The sequence below is a fragment of the Microbacterium oxydans genome (genome assembly GCF_900095745.1).
GTDB lineage: Bacteria > Actinomycetota > Actinomycetes > Actinomycetales > Microbacteriaceae > Microbacterium > Microbacterium oxydans_B.
Map to the genome: position 1 here is coordinate 222,502 of NZ_FMIR01000015.1, position 15,083 is coordinate 237,584.

Annotated in this window: 17 protein-coding genes; 9 read left to right on the forward strand and 8 right to left on the reverse strand. The window is 70.0% G+C overall.

Features of this window, described 5'->3' with window-relative positions:
• Positions 1 to 26 precede the first annotated feature (26 nt).
• The 3 genes from BQ2383_RS09120 to BQ2383_RS09125 form a co-directional block, all read right to left on the reverse strand.
• Complete coding sequence (locus BQ2383_RS09120) at positions 27 to 1,088, reverse strand: DUF998 domain-containing protein (protein WP_140403325.1); 1,062 nt, start codon at positions 1,086 to 1,088, stop codon at positions 27 to 29.
• A gap of 79 nt (positions 1,089 to 1,167) precedes the next feature.
• The gene (locus BQ2383_RS19350; protein ID WP_167381581.1) at positions 1,168 to 1,332 is read right to left on the reverse strand and encodes a hypothetical protein; all 165 of its coding nucleotides are present in this window, start codon (positions 1,330 to 1,332) and stop codon (positions 1,168 to 1,170) included.
• A 78-nt stretch (positions 1,333 to 1,410) separates the two neighbouring features.
• Positions 1,411 to 1,866 carry an SRPBCC family protein gene (locus BQ2383_RS09125; RefSeq protein ID WP_091032789.1) on the reverse strand — a complete coding sequence of 152 codons (456 nt, stop codon included), beginning with the start codon at positions 1,864 to 1,866 and terminating at the stop codon, positions 1,411 to 1,413.
• A gap of 130 nt (positions 1,867 to 1,996) precedes the next feature.
• On the opposite strand from BQ2383_RS09125, the gene BQ2383_RS09130 reads away from it, so the two are divergent.
• The 7 genes from BQ2383_RS09130 to BQ2383_RS09160 all read left to right on the forward strand — a co-directional run bounded on the left by BQ2383_RS09130 (position 1,997) and on the right by BQ2383_RS09160 (position 8,871).
• A complete protein-coding gene (locus BQ2383_RS09130) occupies positions 1,997 to 3,034 on the forward strand; it encodes an FUSC family protein (protein WP_091032791.1) in 1,038 nt (345 codons plus the stop codon).
• Between the two features lie 29 nt (positions 3,035 to 3,063).
• Complete coding sequence (locus BQ2383_RS09135; RefSeq protein ID WP_091032793.1) at positions 3,064 to 3,732, forward strand: DNA alkylation repair protein; 669 nt, start codon at positions 3,064 to 3,066, stop codon at positions 3,730 to 3,732.
• Positions 3,733 to 3,999: 267 nt separating this feature from the next.
• Complete coding sequence (locus BQ2383_RS09140) at positions 4,000 to 4,371, forward strand: hypothetical protein (RefSeq protein WP_091033288.1); 372 nt, start codon at positions 4,000 to 4,002, stop codon at positions 4,369 to 4,371.
• Positions 4,368 to 5,018 (forward strand): GTP-binding protein, encoded by a 651-nt coding sequence (locus BQ2383_RS09145; protein ID WP_140403326.1) that lies wholly within the window; start codon positions 4,368 to 4,370, stop codon positions 5,016 to 5,018. The genes BQ2383_RS09140 and BQ2383_RS09145 overlap by 4 nt, the downstream gene beginning before the upstream one ends.
• A complete protein-coding gene (locus BQ2383_RS09150) occupies positions 5,015 to 5,551 on the forward strand; it encodes a roadblock/LC7 domain-containing protein (protein WP_091032798.1) in 537 nt (178 codons plus the stop codon). The genes BQ2383_RS09145 and BQ2383_RS09150 overlap by 4 nt, the downstream gene beginning before the upstream one ends.
• A gap of 29 nt (positions 5,552 to 5,580) precedes the next feature.
• Complete coding sequence (gene deoD, locus BQ2383_RS09155; protein WP_091032800.1) at positions 5,581 to 6,294, forward strand: purine-nucleoside phosphorylase; 714 nt, start codon at positions 5,581 to 5,583, stop codon at positions 6,292 to 6,294.
• Positions 6,295 to 6,336: 42 nt separating this feature from the next.
• A complete protein-coding gene (locus BQ2383_RS09160; protein WP_091032801.1) occupies positions 6,337 to 8,871 on the forward strand; it encodes a DEAD/DEAH box helicase in 2,535 nt (844 codons plus the stop codon).
• 122 nt (positions 8,872 to 8,993) lie between these two features.
• Here BQ2383_RS09160 and BQ2383_RS09165 read toward each other — a convergent pair whose 3' ends face one another.
• From BQ2383_RS09165 to BQ2383_RS09185, 5 genes are read right to left on the reverse strand one after another with little or no spacing between them, the layout of a single operon-like run.
• Complete coding sequence (locus tag BQ2383_RS09165; protein WP_091032803.1) at positions 8,994 to 9,383, reverse strand: VOC family protein; 390 nt, start codon at positions 9,381 to 9,383, stop codon at positions 8,994 to 8,996.
• A 40-nt stretch (positions 9,384 to 9,423) separates the two neighbouring features.
• On the reverse strand, positions 9,424 to 10,464 hold the full coding sequence (locus tag BQ2383_RS09170; RefSeq protein WP_091032805.1) for an acyltransferase family protein: 1,041 nt from the start codon (positions 10,462 to 10,464) through the stop codon (positions 9,424 to 9,426).
• Positions 10,461 to 11,411 carry a D-alanine--D-alanine ligase family protein gene (locus tag BQ2383_RS09175; protein ID WP_091032807.1) on the reverse strand — a complete coding sequence of 317 codons (951 nt, stop codon included), beginning with the start codon at positions 11,409 to 11,411 and terminating at the stop codon, positions 10,461 to 10,463. Before BQ2383_RS09175 ends, BQ2383_RS09170 begins: the two co-directional genes overlap by 4 nt.
• Positions 11,408 to 12,532: an alanine racemase gene (gene alr / locus BQ2383_RS09180; RefSeq protein WP_091032809.1), complete on the reverse strand. Its 1,125-nt coding sequence runs from the start codon at positions 12,530 to 12,532 to the stop codon at positions 11,408 to 11,410. Before alr ends, BQ2383_RS09175 begins: the two co-directional genes overlap by 4 nt.
• The gene (locus BQ2383_RS09185; RefSeq protein ID WP_091032810.1) at positions 12,529 to 13,200 is read right to left on the reverse strand and encodes a M15 family metallopeptidase; all 672 of its coding nucleotides are present in this window, start codon (positions 13,198 to 13,200) and stop codon (positions 12,529 to 12,531) included. Before BQ2383_RS09185 ends, alr begins: the two co-directional genes overlap by 4 nt.
• 87 nt (positions 13,201 to 13,287) lie before the next feature.
• Here BQ2383_RS09185 and BQ2383_RS09190 point away from each other — a divergent pair, with 87 nt between their 5' ends.
• Both BQ2383_RS09190 and BQ2383_RS09195 read left to right on the forward strand, forming a co-directional pair.
• Complete coding sequence (locus BQ2383_RS09190) at positions 13,288 to 13,959, forward strand: response regulator transcription factor (RefSeq protein WP_091032811.1); 672 nt, start codon at positions 13,288 to 13,290, stop codon at positions 13,957 to 13,959.
• 10 nt (positions 13,960 to 13,969) lie between these two features.
• On the forward strand, positions 13,970 to 15,037 hold the full coding sequence (locus BQ2383_RS09195) for a sensor histidine kinase (protein WP_091032812.1): 1,068 nt from the start codon (positions 13,970 to 13,972) through the stop codon (positions 15,035 to 15,037).
• Positions 15,038 to 15,083 lie beyond the last annotated feature (46 nt).

A 15,083-nucleotide genomic window follows, 5' to 3' on the forward strand; every position in this document is an offset into this window, starting at 1 on the left:
ATGCCGCGGTCTAGGGATCGCGATGCCTAGGCCTGCGGAGACTCGGCGCGCAGCGGCGACCGACGGGCCGAGGGGCGGGACTGCGCCGGCACGAGGATCGCCAGCACCCGCACGAGCGTCGCCATCCACAGCAGTCCGAGCCCGACGACGACGGCTTCGACGGCAGTGGCCGAGTACAGGCCGAACGGGACCCACAGCACGACGGCCACCACGATGAGCAGGGCGACGCCGATCGACGTGATCAGCAGCGCACGGGGAGGAGCGGGGACGGCGGTCACGGTCGCGGCCGCAGATCCGAGGAACAGGATGAGCGTCGCGAACGCGGCGATGTCGTGCGGGAGGGGCACACGGTGCAGGGGCAGCAGACCGACGGCCGCGAGCGCGACACCGGTCGCCGCCCACAGCGCGACCACCACGGCGATGCGCCGCAGAGCGGAGTCGCCGAGCATCCGGTGCAGGTCGCGGCCGATGTACGAGCCGACGGCCGCGATCAGGAGGCCCGCGACGACGAGCGTGCCGTTGAAGGCCCAGCCCGACCCGAGCTGCGAGAAGTTCTGCTCCCACCAGCGGGGGTCGGCCGAGGTGACCATGGCGAAGAGCGTGCCGATCACGAGGAATCCGAACAGGAGCGCGGAAAGGTCGGCGGTGCGCAGACCGATGCCGGCGCCGAACGCGAAGCGACCACCGACGGCCGAGGCGACACCCGCGAGCAGGCCGCCGCCGACCGCCGCGAGCTGCAGACCCTGGAGGCCGACCGCGAGGATCTCGGTCGCGAGCAGGACCCCCATCAGCGTGACCGCTCCGAAAGCGACGGTGAGCGCGACGGTCGAGAGGTCGGAGACCACGGCCTGCCAGCGCGGCATCGGCCCGGTCTCCGCGCGACGGTGCATCAGCGTGCTCACGAGGAACGCGGCTGCGGCGACGATCCCGGCGATCGCCGCCACCGGCAGCGCCACCGACCCGGGACCGGTGAGCGGGCGCGCATCCCCGCCCAGGAGAAGGATGCCCGCGACGGCACCGACGACGAAGCAGACCGCGGTCGCCCAGACGGCCCTCGTCTCGCCGCGCAGCTTCTCGTCCCGCTCCATGAGCCCATGCAAGCACTCCCCTCGGACGCGCGGAAGATCCCGCGCACCCGGCCTCGCGACTCGAGCCCTGGCCGCCCCGTCAGGCGTGCTGCAGAGCCTTGGGGGTGAAGTAGGTGACCTCTCCGGTCTCGTCCTCGATGCCGAAGATGAACTGCCCGGAGGGCGTCGCGCAGATATCGATGACCCTTCCCCGCGAACGCGGAGTGATGACTTCGTCACCCGGCTTGAATGTGGTCTTCGTCATGGCGCGATCGTACAACGATGACGCAGCAAGGCCCGGATGCAGGAGCTGCATCCGGGCCTCGCCACCTGGGGCTCGAACTCAGGCGTCGACGTCGCCGCGCCAGGATCCGGTCTCGACGCCGCGACCCTCGATGAACTCCTTGAAGTTCTGCAGGTCCTTCTTGACGGCGTGACCGCCCGCGCCGACGAGGGAGCCGAGCTTCTCGAGCAACCCCTCCGGCGCCCAGTCCAGCTGCACGGTCACACGGGTCGACGTGTCGTCGAGTTTGTGGAACGTCACCACACCGGCGTGCTCGGTCTCGCCGCCGGTGCTGTTCCACGCGACGCGCTCATCCGGGTGCTGCTCGGTGATCTCGGCGTCGAACTCGCGGGTCGCGCCGCCGACCTGGACCTTCCAATGCGTGTGGGTGTCGTCGATCTGAGTGATCGACTCGACCTCGTCGAGGAACTTCGGGAAGCTCTCGAACTGCGTCCACTGGTTGTACGCCGTGCGCACGGGGACGTCGACGTCGATGGTCTCGATGATCTGCACCATGTGATGCTCCTCACTTCTCGTCGTTCGTGTCGTCCTATTCAGCCCGCTGCGACGAGGATCGGCGACGGGGTTGACAGCCGCGTCGTCGGACGACGATCATCCGCGGCACCACGGGACTACCGTTGAGGACATGCGCATCCCCGCCGCGATCCGCGCCTCCCAGCGCTCTCCGCTGCTGCAGGTCGTGAAGTCGGCCGCAGCGACGATCGCCGCGTGGCTCATCGCGGGATGGGTGTTCCCCGCGCAGCTCCCGGTGTTCGCCGCGATCGCCGCGCTCCTGGTCGTGCAGCCCAGCGTGAACCAGTCGCTGTCGAAGGCGCTCGAGCGCAGCATCGGGGTGATCGCCGGCGTCGTGATCGCCGTCGCGCTCGGCCTGCTGCTGGGGTCGCCCAGCTGGATCGTGCTGCTCGCCATCGTCGTCGCGATGCTGGTCGCGTGGATCTTCCGGGCCTCCCCCGGCACCGGCAACCAGGTCGCGATCTCGGCGATGCTCGTGCTGGCGCTCGGATCGTCGAGCCCGGAGTACGCGTTCGCGCGCATCGTGGAGACCCTGATCGGGGTGGTGATCGGCATCGTCGTGAACGCGCTGATCGTGCCTCCGGTGCTGGTCGCCCCCGCACGGCGCGACGTCGGACTGCTCGGGCGGGAGCTCGCCGCCAGCCTCGATCGCCTGGCCGTCGCGCTGCCGCAGCCGCAGACGGCCGCACAGCTGCAGGAGCTGATGCTGGAGGTGCGACTGCTGCGTCCGATGAAGGACGCCGCCGACGCCTCCATCGCCGCGGGCGAGGAGTCGCTCACCCTGAACCCGCGGCGCTCGACCCATCGCAGCGAGCTGAAGGAGATGCGGGAGCTGCTCGAGCGTCTGTCGCCGATCGTGACCCAGACGATCGGCATGACCCGCGCGTACTTCGACCACTACGACGACACGATCGGTGAAGAGCCCGCCGTCACCGCGATCGCCGAACAGCTGCGGCGAGCCGGGCACGATGTGCGCCTGGCCGTGCAGATCGCCGAGGCGTCGCCCGAGCCCGACACGATGACCAGCGCGATCCCCGCGCTCACCGCGCCACTCGTGATCCGGCCGCCGTCGTCGCAGCACTGGATCCTGATCGGCTCGCTCATGGAAGACCTGCGCCGCATCCGAGGCGAACTGCTCGACGAGGACTGACCGTAGCGCGACGCGCCTACGCTGGTGGCATGTCCGACATGACCGTCGCGGAGGCGCTCGGCGAGCTCGCCGCACTCGAAGATCCGAAGATGCGCGCCGCCAACGAGAAACGCGGCGACGACCACGGCATCAACCTCAGCCGGATGCGCGCGCTCGCGAAGCGGATCAAGACCGACCAGCCGCTCGCGCAGGAGCTGTGGGCGACCGGCGAGACCCCGGCGCGACTGCTGGCCCTTCTCATCTGCCGCCCCCGTGACTTCACCGCCGACGAGCTCGACGCCATGCTGCGAGAGACCCGCCCGCCGAAGGTCAACGACTGGTTCGTCAACTACGTCGCCAAGAAGACCCCGCTCGCGGAAGAGCTGCGGCTGCGCTGGTTCGACGACGCCGACCCCACTGTGGCCGCGGCCGCCTGGTCACTCACGACCGTGCGGGTGATGAAAGACTCGGACGGCCTGGACCTGCCGCATCTGCTCGACCTGATCGAGCGCGATCTGAAGGATGCTCCGAAGCGTCTGCAGTGGGCGATGAACGAGACCCTCGCCAACATCGGCATCTACCACCCGGCGTACCGCGCGAGGGCGCTGGAGATCGGCGAGCGCCTGCAGGTCCTGGCCGACTACCCCACCGCCCCCGGCTGCACCTCGCCGTTCGCCCCGCTGTGGATCGGCGAGCTCGTGCGGCGCCTCGAAGGCTGAGCTGGTTCAGGGCTGCTGCGTGCTGCCACCCACCTGGCGCGAAGGAGATCTCACGCTCTGAAGGAGAGCATCCGGCATCCACTCCTTCATTGCGCGAGATCTCCTTCGGTGTGGGCGGGTGCGGCATCCGCCTCGGTGACCGGCAGGCGTGTCCCGCCACGATTCCGCATTTGAGCCAGTAACGTTATACACTTTATGAGTCGCGGGGGCTCTGGGGTGATCGCATGGGGCGGTCTCTGCCGCGCGCGACACGACCTGGGGAGCATCATGACCACGCAAGACGACCTGAACACACTCATCGCCGACATCGCGCACGACATCAACGGCTTCATCGGCGCATCGGTCGTCGATCTGGAGTCCGGGATGCCGCTCGCCTCGAGCTCGGTCCGACCGGACTTCGACCTCGACGTGGCCAGCGCCTACAACAGCGAGATCGTCAAGAACAAGATGCGCACGATCGAGGCGCTCGGTCTCGACGCGACCTTCGAAGACATGCTGCTCACGCTCGACACGCAGCTCCACCTGCTCAAGATGATCACCCCCGAGATGTTCATCTATCTCGCTGCCGACCGCCAGGCGACCAACCTCGCGCTTCTCCGCTCTGCCGTCAACCGCCACGTGGCGGCCCTGAACGCTTGACCAGGGAGGCCGTGCGCAGCGACGGCCTCGAGGAGATCTCGTGGGTGCGCTCCGCGTCGGTGGAGACACCGATGCGGCGCGCGCGCTGGCGGCACGTGAATCTGCCGAACCGTTACCGGCTCATCTTCGCCGGGCCGGTCGGGGCAGGGAAGACGACCGCCGTCCGGGCACTGAGCGACATCCCGCCGGTCGACACCGACGTTCCGATCTCGGCCGGATCCGCGGAGTACGGCGACGGCGAGAAGACCACCACCACGGTGGGCCTCGACTACGGCGCGTGGAAACCCACGCCCGAGATCGCCGTCACGCTCATCGGGGTTCCGGGGCAAGACCGCTTCGCGCCCGCCCGACGCCGATCCTCGACGGCAGACACGCGCATCCTGCTCTGGCTGCGTGCCGACCGGCCACACCTCGCCGCCGACGCCGCCGCCTGGATACCGCGGTTCGCGGGTGACAGCCATCGAATGGTCATCGCGGTGAGCCATTGCGCAGAAGACGCGCTGGGCACGGTGCGCCAGGAGCTCGCCGAGGTCCTGGCGCGATACGGGATCCCCACGAACCGCGTTCATGCCGCCGACGCCCGCGATCGCGACAGCGTGATGCGAGTCGCCTGCGTGGCCCTTGACCTTCCGGAAGAAGAGTCGTGAACACACACAACCGAACAGACCACCCCCCACTCGCGAACGACGCCGCACACCGGGACGACGCGACCTATGCGGGCGACCCCGTGCTCATGCATCCCGAGATCGCGGCCCACTGGGCGCTCTGGTCGAACGTCGTCAGCCAGGCCGCGCTCACCCGACTACGTCATCTGCAAGAGCGTTTCCCCGAGCTGACGACGGCTGTCCTCTCGACCGCCGACGGCCTGCACATCGCCTCCGTCGGCACCCCGGACGAGACGGGAGAGCGGCTGGCGGCGATCAACGGTTCGCTGTTCGGCGTCGCCAGGGCCGAGGCCGAGATCATCTCCGGCGGGGCGGAACCGAGCCTGTCGGCCGTCGTGTCGGTGTCGATCGGGCAGAGCCAACTCTCGCTGCTCAGCTTCGTGCTCGCGCCGTACGGCCAGCTGCTCCTGTCGGTGTCGGCGGCCGGCGTCCAGGTGGGCACCGTCATCGTGCAGGCACGCTCGGCAGCGTACGAACTCATCACCGCCCTGGGGCTCGCCGGAACCCCCGGCTGAGGCATGGGGTCGCTGGCTACGCTGGGGCCATGAGCACGCACATCGCCGCAGAGCCCGGCCAGATCGCCCCCGTCGTCCTGTTCCCCGGCGACCCGCTGCGAGCGAAGTGGATCGCCGAGACATTCCTCGACGACGCGCAGCTGTACACCGAGACGCGGGGCATGCTGGGCTTCACCGGCACGTGGGAGGGGCACCGCATCTCGGTGCAGGGTTCCGGCATGGGCCAGCCGTCGATGGCGATCTACGCGAACGAGCTGTTCGACTCCTACGACGTGCAGACGATCGTGCGGGTCGGATCGTGCGGGGCGTTGACCGAACGCGTCAAGGTGCGCGACATCATCATCGCCAACGGCGCATCCACGGATTCCGGCATCAACCGCGTGCGCTTCCACGGACTCGACTACGCGCCGGTCGCGGATTTCGGGCTCCTGCGCGCGGCGGTGGAGGCGAGCGAGGCGGAAGACCTCGAGTCGACCGTGCATGTCGGGCAGCTGTTCTCGAGCGACCAGTTCTACAGCACCCGCCCCGAGCTCACGGAGCCGTTCGTGCAGCACGGCATCCTGGGCGTCGAGATGGAGGCGGCCGGGCTCTACACCCTCGCGGCGTACTACGGTCGGCGCGCGCTCGCCATCTGCACGGTCAGCGACCACATCGTCACGGGCGAGGAGACCACGGCGCAGGAGCGCGAGCAGACCTTCGGCGACATGATCCGCATCGCCCTGCGCGCCGCCACCTCGGCCTAGGCCGGTCGGACCTGTCCTCGCGGATGGGATGATCGAGAGACCATGACTTCCCCACCGCGGCTCGATCCCGCCCTCGTTCCGGACGCCGCGGACCCGGATACCGTCTACCTCGCCTTCGTCGAGTGGGCGGAGTCGACCGGCATCAGCCTCTATCCCGCGCAGGATGAAGCAGTCATCGAGATCGTCTCCGGCAACAACCTGATCCTCTCCACCCCCACCGGCACCGGCAAGTCGCTGGTCGCGATCGGCGCACACTTCGCCGCCCTCGTCGCGGGACGCCGCAGTTATTACACAGCACCCATCAAAGCCCTGGTGAGCGAGAAGTTCTTCGCACTGGTCGACGTGTTCGGCGCCGAGAACGTCGGCATGGTCACGGGTGACTCCGCGGTCAACGCCGACGCCCCGATCATCTGCTGCACGGCCGAGATCCTCGCCAACCTCTCGTTGCGCCAGGGTACGGATGCCGACGTCGGGCAGGTCGTGATGGACGAGTTCCACTTCTACGCCGACCCCGACCGCGGCTGGGCGTGGCAGGTGCCGCTGCTCGAGCTGCCGCAGGCGCAGTTCATCCTGATGTCGGCGACCCTCGGCGACGTCACCGAGCTCGCCGCCGACCTCACCCGGCGCACCGGTCGCGAGACGGCGACCGTGACCGGGGTCGAGCGCCCTGTCCCGCTGCACTTCTTCTACGAGACGACCCCGATCCACGAGACGATCGACGACCTGCTGAACACCGGGCAGGCACCGATCTACGTCGTGCACTTCTCGCAGGCCGCAGCGATGGAGCGGGCGCAGGCGCTGTCGAGCACGAAGGTCGCCACCCGCGAGCAGCGGGATGCGATCGCGGCGCTGATCGCCGAGTTCCGCTTCACCACCGCATTCGGCAAAACGCTCTCCCGCTTCCTGCGTGCCGGCATCGGCGTGCACCACGCCGGCATGCTGCCCAAGTACCGGCGCCTGGTCGAGCAGCTCGCGCAACGCGGATTGCTGCGCGTGATCTGCGGCACCGACACCCTCGGCGTCGGCATCAACGTGCCGATCCGCACCGTGCTGCTCACCGCACTCACGAAGTTCGACGGCACCCGGATGCGGCAGCTGAACGCCCGCGAGTTCCATCAGATCGCCGGGCGGGCGGGTCGAGCGGGGTACGACACCGCCGGAACGGTCGTCGCCCAGGCTCCGGAGCACGAGAGCGAGAACGTCGCTGCCGTGAAGAAGGCGGGTGATGACCCGAAGAAGAAGCGCAAGATCGTGCGCAAGAAGGCGCCCGATGGCTTCGTCTCGTGGGGCGAGCCGTCGTTCCGCAAGCTCATCGACGCGGTACCCGAGACCTTGACCTCGCACATGCAGATCACGAGCGCCATGATGCTCAACGTGATCGCCCGCGGCGGCGACGTCTTCGCCAATATGCGCTCCCTGGTATACGACAACCACGAGCCGCGGAGACGGCAGCGCGAGCTCGCGCTTCGAGCCATCGGCATCTACCGCACCCTCCGCGAATCCGGCATCGTCGAGAAGACTCCGGAGGGAGACATCCGCCTCACGGTCGACCTGCAGCCGAACTTCGCACTCAACCAGCCACTGTCGCCCTTCGCCCTCGCCGCGTTCGAGCTGCTCGACCCGGACCCGGCCGCGGGAACGGGCACCCGCTCCTACGCCCTCGACATGATCTCGATCGTCGAGGCCACGCTCGACGACCCGCGCCCCGTGCTCAGCCAGCAGCAGTTCCTGGCCCGCGGTGAGGCGGTCGCGGCGATGAAGTCGGAGGGCATCGAGTACGACGAGCGGATGGAGCTGCTCGAGCAGATCACGCACCCGAAGCCGCTCGACGAGCTGCTGACCGCGGCCTTCGAGACCTTCAGTGCCGCCCAGCCCTGGATCCGCGACTTCGAGCTGCACCCCAAGTCGGTCGTGCGCGACATGTACGAGCGGGCCATGTCGTTCGGGGAATATGTCGCGTACTACAAGATCGCGCGCTCGGAGGGCGTGGTGCTGCGCTACCTCTCCGACGCCTACCGCGCCGCTTCGCAGACCATCCCCGAGGAGCTGAAGGACGAGGATCTGCGCGACCTCATCGAGTGGCTCGGCGAGCTCGTGCGCCAGGTCGACTCCAGCCTGCTCGACGAGTGGGAAGAGCTGATCGCCGGTGTCGACAATGGCCGCTTCGATCCGCACGCCCCCGACGAGCCGATCGTGCCGCCCGCGCCGAAGCGCCTCACGAGCAACATCCGCGCGTTCCGCATCCTGGTGCGAAACGAACTGTTCCGTCGGGTGCAGCTCGCGGCACGAGAAGACGTGAACGCCCTGGCCGAGCTCGACCCCGGCTTCGGCGCCATTGCCTGGTCCGACGCCCTCGACGGGTACTACGGCGACCACGACGAGATCCTCACCGGCGGGGATGCGCGCAGCTCGAAGCTGCTGATCCTCACCGAGGGCGCCGCCACCTGGACCGCACGGCAGATCTTCGACGACCCTGCCGGCGATCACGACTGGGGCATCACCGCGACGATCGACCTGGCCGCATCCGACGAAGCCGGTCAGGCCGTCGTCACCGTGACCGGCGTGGACCGGCTGTAGCGCCCGCGGCCCGCGAACGCCTCGGGCGGAGATCTCCCTCACGGGCGGATGCTTCGCGCGAGAATCACCGCCCCACGCGGAGTTCTCCGCCCGAGGTGTTGCCCCTCAGCGCATTGCCCGCATCAGGCCTGCATCACCGCGAGCACGTTGCCGGCCGGGTCGCGGAACCACGCGATGTCCGGCCCCTGTCCGTTGCCGCGGACGATGCCGCGCGCATCGGAGGGGAACTCCTCGTCGCTGTAGATCTTGGTCTGCACGCCCCGCGCGATGAGCTCGTCCACCGCGGCGTCGACATCCGCCACCGGGAAGTTCAGGATCGTGAAGCTCGCCGGCGTGTGATTCGGCTTCGAGTACACGAGGATCGACCCGCCGCTGGGCAGCCGCAGGTCGAGGAACCCCATCGCGTTGACCTCGACGTCGAGGCCGAGGGCCGTGCCGTAGAACTCTTTCGCCGCGTCGATGTCGTCGACGCTGAAACCGCTGAATGCGTTGTCCGCTGTGAAGGCCGCCATGACTCCATGGTCCGCCGTCGCCCCGCGGTTGTCGAGGGGTTCATCGACGGATGCGGACCATGAGCCGGTCGGTCACCCGCAGCGGATCGAACAGCGCCGCGAGACCCCAGCGCACGAGCAGCGCGTGCACGGCCAGACAGATCGCGACCACCACCGCCGTCAGCAGGAGAGGGCCGACGGCCTCGAGCACCGGTGTCGTCCGCCACCCGGCAGCATGCAGCCCCGCGTCGATCAGTGCCAGCGGCATCATGTGCAGCACGTAGATCGGCAGGGTCCGTCGGCCGATCCACCGCAGCGGTCGCGCGACAACCTCGACGTGCCGGTCGAGGAGCACGCTGAGCGAAACCCCGAATGCCACCGCGACCAGGCAGAGCAGCGGCCATGTACCGGGAACGAGCCGGATGCCGAGCACCGAGACGACGGCGAGTGCCCCCGCGTACCCGGCGGCGAGCGCGACCGCGACGCCCACGCCACTCAGCCTCGCGAAGTGCTCGACGATCGCCCGCAGCCGCAGCCCGACGAGGAAGAAGAACAGGTTCTGCACCAGCTGCCACAGGTTGCCGAGATCAGGAAGGAGACCCGCCCCGGCGACCGCGGCGATCACGAATGCCACCGACAGCACGGCGACGGTCGGGAGCCCGCGCGTCAGCCGCCCGACCGTGAGATACACGGCGAGCGCGAGCAGGTACCAGAGGTTCGTCGGACTGATGGTGAGCTGCGCGAGCAGCTCCCACCCGCTGGTCGCCCGGGCCGTGTCGAACTCCGGCGTGAGCGCGAGCACGACGGTCTGGATGAGCACCCACACGAGGTAGAGCAGCGCGAGACGCCCGGCCCGACGCCGCCAGGAGCCACCGCTCGCGGCGAACACCGCCCGCGCCGCGAACATCCCGGAGACCAGGAAGAACAGCGGGATGCGCAGCGGCAGCAGCTGCGCGTTGAGCATCACCCAGGCATCCGTCACCGGCCCCGCGCCCGGGATACCGACCGCGACCTTCGTGACCACGTGCCAGAGCACGACGAGCAGGATGCAGATGCCTTTCGCGACATCCGGCCATCCGACCCGTGGCGCCGGCGCGGTCACGAGGCCGCGCGCACGAGTCGCGAGACCAGGTCGACGTAGGTCACGCCCGCCGCGGCGAACATCCGCGGCACCTGCGAGGCGGCGGTGAGCCCCGGCATCGTGTTGACCTCGTTCAGCACCGGCCCCCGCTCGGTGAGGAAGAAGTCCATGCGCGCGACGCCATCGCACCCGAGCGCATCGAACACGGCGATCGCCGCCCGCTTGAGAGCGGCCGCCTCGGCAGCATCGAGCTGCGCCGGCACCGTGAACCGCGCACTGCCGTCGTACTTGGTGGCCGTGTCGAACAGCCCGGTCGCGTGGATCTCCAGCGGCGGCGCCGCCCACCGGATGCCGCCCTTCTCGCGCAGCACCGCCACGTCGATCTCACGCCCCCGCACGACCTCCTCGACGAGGATGCGCCGATCGAAGCCCGCCGCCTCCTCGAGCGCCGCGAGCAGCTGCCCCTCTTCCGTGACGAGGCCCACTCCATGGCTCGAGCCCGCCGACACCGGTTTGACCACGACCTCCCCCTCGAATTCCACGTCGCCGATGTCGTCGGCGGCGACCAGACGGCCGCGGGCGGTGCCGAGACCCACGGCATCCGCCACGAGCTTGGTCGTCCACTTGTCCATGCCGATGGCCCCCGCCCGCAGCCCCGACCCCACGACGCGCACTCCGGCGAGCGCGCACAGCGCCGCGAGCGCTCCGTCTTCCCCCAACGCACCGTGCACGGCGGGGAACACCACGTCGGTGCGGGTGAGCAGCGGCAGCGCGAGCGCGAGCGACTCGGCCGGCGATCCCCCGTTCGGGCGCCCCTCGACGCGCCAGATCCCGTCGCGGTCGATCGTCACGCACGTGACGTCGTGATCGCCCATCCGCAGCGCCGCGGCCACCGCCGCTGCGGATGCCAGGGAGACCTCGTGCTCGGGATTCTGCCCTCCGCCGATGACCAGCACCTTCGTCGTCATGCCACGCTCCTCTGCACGCGTGCGCCGAGGCCGGTCACGATGGTGTGCGGGATGCTGCCCGCCCACCGCGCCCACTCCTGCACCGACGGCACGGCCCCGCCCTCCGGCCCGAACACGGTCGCGACAGCGCCCCGAGGGAAGAGCGCCGGTCCCGTGTCGACCACGATCTGGTCCATCGAGACCCTCCCCACGATCGGATGCCGCGTCCCGGCGATCTCCACCCCGGCGCCAGATGCCAGCTCGCGCGGAATGCCGTCGGCGTACCCGACCCCGACCACGCTCAGGTGCGTCTCCCGGTCGGTGGTGTGCGCACCGCCGTAGCCGACCGCGGTCCCCGCCGGCACGAGTGCGCTGTGCACCACGGGCGCGGTCCAGCGTGACGCCCCGGCGAGGACGGTGGTCTCGGAGGGGTCGATCCCGACCAGCCCCGCGCCGACCCGCACCAGGTCGAAGTGCGTCGCCGGGTCGGTCAGCGCACCGGAGGTCGCGGCGAGATGCACGAGCACCGGGCCGAAACCCGCGCGCAGCACGGTGTCCCTCCCCTGCCGCAGACGCAGTACCGCCGCCGCGTTCGCTGCGGGATCGGCCTCGTCCGCCCGCGGCAGATGCCCCATGACCCCGACGACCTCTACCCGCCCCCGCCCCGTGCGCGCCAACCGCAGCAGCTCCGCCCACTCTTCCAGCGGCGCACCGCCACGAGCCATGCCGGTGTCGAGCTGCAGGTGCACGCGCACCGGATCCGCGGCATCCGCGATCAGCTGCCGCAGCTCTTCGACCGAACCGACCGCGATGTCGACGCGGTGCTCGGCTGCGGCGGCAGCGTCGACGCCGGAGGGGTTCAACCAGGAGAGGATCGGCACCGTGAGCCCGGCCTCGCGGAGCGCGACGGCTTCGGCGACATCCGTGACCCCCAGCCAGTCGGCGCCGGCATCGACCGCGGCCCGCGCGACGGTGACGGCACCGTGCCCGTAGCCGTCGGCCTTGACCACGGCCATGATGCGGGCGGTCGTCGCGGCCCGCACCCGCCGCAGGTTCTCGGCGACGGCATCCGGAATCGTCTGCAGGGTGGGTGCGTGCAGGCGCGAGAGCGTCACGCGCTCGGGGGTGAGAAGAGTGGTCATCGCTGCATCCTCGGGTCGGCGGTCGGGTCGGCGAGCATCTCGGGACAGCCGTCGTCGGCGGCATCCGGACGCAGTTCGTAGTGCCAGGTCTCGTTGGCGTAGATCTGGCAGAGCCCGTAGCGCCACCCCCGCTGGACGAGCCAGTCGAGCGCGGGCAGCGGGCCGAGGTCGACGGCATCACCCGTCACATGCTCCGAGGTCTCGGGCGTGGCCACCCAGCGCCGCGCCTCGGCCTCCGAGCCGTACTGCACGATCGCGTCCTGCAGCATCCGCTCCTGCAGTGCCGGCGTGCGCCATCCGCTGTTCACCCGGAACGTGATGCCATCGCCCTCGGCATCCGCTGCCGCACGCTGCAGCGCCGCGAGCAGGGCAGGATCGAGGTTGCCGACCGCCACCCGGTCGACGTCGAACACGGTGGGCTGGTCACCGTCGCGGATCACGCCGTCGGCCTCGCTCGGGGCGATGACCGAGCCCGTGCCGACGCCGCCCTCGGCGGGCCGATCGGTGGGAACGGGGAGGGTGCCGGGACGTGCGGCGTCGGCGAAAGCCACGGACAGCGACTGCTGCACCGCGAACGCGACGACCACGGCGAGAGCGAGGGCGACAGCGACGACGGCGAACCGACGGCGGCGCGCTCTCGGGGAGCGGGAGGTGGTGCGGGTGTTCATGCTTCCAGTGAAGAAGCACGCCGGTTGCGAGGGCGTATGCGCTTTTCCATATGCTCCCGATATGCCGCACTGCGTAGGATCTCAGCCATGCGTGTGCTGATCGTCGAGGACGAGCCCTACCTCGCCGAGGCGGTCCGTGATGGGCTGCGCCTGGAGGCGATCGCGGCCGACATCGCCGGCGACGGCGACACCGCGCTCGAGCTGCTGAGCATCAACTCCTACGACATCGCCGTGCTCGACCGCGACGTGCCCGGCCCGTCGGGCGACGACATCGCCCGGTGGATCGTGGCCTCCGGCAGCGGCATCCCGATCCTGATGCTCACCGCCGCCGACCGGCTCGACGACAAGGCGAGCGGCTTCGAGATCGGCGCCGACGACTACCTCACCAAGCCGTTCGAGCTGCGGGAACTGGTGCTGCGCCTGCGCGCCCTCGACCGCCGCCGTCAGCGCAGCCGCCCGCCGGTGCTCGAGGTCGCCGGGCTGCGGCTGGACCCGTTCCGCCGCGAGGTGTACCGCGACGACCGCTACGTCGCGCTCACCCGCAAGCAGTTCGCCGTGCTGGAGGTGCTGGTCGACGCGGAGGGCGGGGTGGTCAGCGCCGAAGAGCTGCTGGAGCGGGCCTGGGACGAGAACGCCGACCCGTTCACGAATGCCGTGCGCATCACGGTGTCGTCGCTGCGCAAGCGCCTGGGCGAGCCATGGCTGATCCTCACGGTGCCGGGAGTCGGGTACCGGATCGGGACGGATACCGATGCCTAGGCGCCGCGGGATGAGCGCCCGCCTCAAACTCACGCTGAGCTACGCGGTGATCGTGGTGGTGTCGGGAGGTCTGCTCCTCGCCGCGGTCGGGCTGTTCCTGCTGCGCTACGTGCCGGACACCGTCGACTTCTTCCCCAACCGCGGCGACCTCAGTCGGGCGTTCGTGCCGGTGGCCTCGATGGTCATGCTGGTGCTGCTCGCGTTCGGTCTCGGCGCCGGGTGGCTGCTGGCCGGACGGATGCTCGCGCCGCTCGACCGCATCGGCGACGCCGCCCGGCTCGCCGCGCAGGGGTCGCTGTCGCACCGTGTGGCGCTCGCCGGCCCCCGTGACGAGTTCCGCGATCTGGCCGATGTCTTCGACTCGATGCTCGAGCAGCTCGAGGCGCACGTCGCCGAGCAGCAGCGGTTCGCCGCGAACGCCTCACACGAGCTGCGCACCCCGCTCGCGATCTCGCAGACCCTGCTCGAGGTCGCCGAGGCCGACCCCGACCGCGATGTCGACGCCCTGATCGCGCGACTGCGTGAGGTGAACACCCGGGCGATCGAGCTCACCGAGGCCCTGTTGCTCCTGAGCCGCGCCGACCGCAGGACGTTCCCGCGCGAGATCGTCGACCTCTCCCTGCTCGCCGAGGGGGCGGTGGAGGCGCTGCTGCCGCTCGCCGACCGTCGCGGTGTGACCGTCGAAGTGGGCGGTGCGCCCGCGTCGGTGCTCGGTTCGTCAGCGCTGCTGCCGCAGCTGGTCACCAACCTCGTGCTGAATGCGATCGTGCACAATCTGTCGTCCGGAGGGGCCGTGGCCGTGCGCACGCACTCGACGCCGCAGGCGGTCGCGCTGGTGGTCGAGAACACCGGCGAGGTGCTGCCGGCGCATCTGGTGGCGACCCTTGTCGAGCCGTTTCAGCGGGGCGCCGAGCGCACCCGCGACGACGACCATGCCGGTGCGGGACTCGGCCTCGCGATCGTCGACCGCATCACCCAGGCGCACGGCGGCACCCTGGTGCTCACCCCGCGCGCGGACGGCGGTCTGATCGTGACGGTGTGGCTGCCGCATCCGTACCCGGCGGCCGCGCCCGCCTGACGCCCCATCCCTACCGGGAGGGTCGAACCACCCCTTTCGGATCGAA

Bases quoted from the DNA above. Each gene is read 5' to 3' on its own strand.
- BQ2383_RS09120 (WP_140403325.1), bottom strand. From the start codon at position 1,088: ATGGAGCGGGACGAGAAGCTGCGCGGCGAGACGAGGGCCGTCTGGGCG.
- BQ2383_RS19350 (WP_167381581.1), bottom strand. From the start codon at position 1,332: ATGACGAAGACCACATTCAAGCCGGGTGACGAAGTCATCACTCCGCGT.
- BQ2383_RS09125 (WP_091032789.1), bottom strand. From the start codon at position 1,866: ATGGTGCAGATCATCGAGACCATCGACGTCGACGTCCCCGTGCGCACG.
- BQ2383_RS09130 (WP_091032791.1), top strand. From the start codon at position 1,997: ATGCGCATCCCCGCCGCGATCCGCGCCTCCCAGCGCTCTCCGCTGCTG.
- BQ2383_RS09135 (WP_091032793.1), top strand. From the start codon at position 3,064: ATGTCCGACATGACCGTCGCGGAGGCGCTCGGCGAGCTCGCCGCACTC.
- BQ2383_RS09140 (WP_091033288.1), top strand. From the start codon at position 4,000: ATGACCACGCAAGACGACCTGAACACACTCATCGCCGACATCGCGCAC.
- deoD (WP_091032800.1), top strand. From the start codon at position 5,581: ATGAGCACGCACATCGCCGCAGAGCCCGGCCAGATCGCCCCCGTCGTC.
- BQ2383_RS09160 (WP_091032801.1), top strand. From the start codon at position 6,337: ATGACTTCCCCACCGCGGCTCGATCCCGCCCTCGTTCCGGACGCCGCG.
- BQ2383_RS09165 (WP_091032803.1), bottom strand. From the start codon at position 9,383: ATGGCGGCCTTCACAGCGGACAACGCATTCAGCGGTTTCAGCGTCGAC.
- BQ2383_RS09175 (WP_091032807.1), bottom strand. From the start codon at position 11,411: ATGACGACGAAGGTGCTGGTCATCGGCGGAGGGCAGAATCCCGAGCAC.
- alr (WP_091032809.1), bottom strand. From the start codon at position 12,532: ATGACCACTCTTCTCACCCCCGAGCGCGTGACGCTCTCGCGCCTGCAC.
- BQ2383_RS09185 (WP_091032810.1), bottom strand. From the start codon at position 13,200: ATGAACACCCGCACCACCTCCCGCTCCCCGAGAGCGCGCCGCCGTCGG.
- BQ2383_RS09190 (WP_091032811.1), top strand. From the start codon at position 13,288: ATGCGTGTGCTGATCGTCGAGGACGAGCCCTACCTCGCCGAGGCGGTC.
- BQ2383_RS09195 (WP_091032812.1), top strand. From the start codon at position 13,970: ATGAGCGCCCGCCTCAAACTCACGCTGAGCTACGCGGTGATCGTGGTG.